Genomic DNA, 345 nt, shown 5'->3' on the forward strand with positions numbered 1-345 from the left:
GCGACCCTCCTGATGCATGATCGCGACCAGCCGATCGTCGAAGAAGATGGCTTGAAGACCGACCCACGAGTCCGTGCAGTAGTTCTTGCTCAGAAAATAGCCCTTGACACGTTCATCAAAACCCGGAATGTCACCCGCCCAGTACACGTTGTCCAGATCGAGTTCATACGCCAGCTTCTCGGCGTCCACCCAGTGCGGATCATCCCGGATCACGTTGCGTGCCGCTTCCAGCAGATTGATTTTCTTCGGCGTCATCTCAGGCTCCTAAATGTGAAAGAGCCCCCAGTTTAACGTGGAGGCCCTTTCTTGTCAACTTTTAATTACTACTATCAGTTCTTCTTGCTC

The 345-nt window shown here is 52.5% G+C and carries 1 protein-coding gene; it reads right to left on the bottom strand.

What is annotated here, in order from left to right; all coding sequences use genetic code 11:
* Nucleotides 1-255, bottom strand: a 255-nt coding sequence (locus AC1RPG_RS07770) for a hypothetical protein (protein WP_481762436.1), incomplete at its 3' end; no start/stop codon positions are given.
* Nucleotides 256-345: the final 90 nt, after the last annotated feature.

The organism is Dellaglioa sp. CoH-57-MRSF-18 (assembly GCF_056781995.1).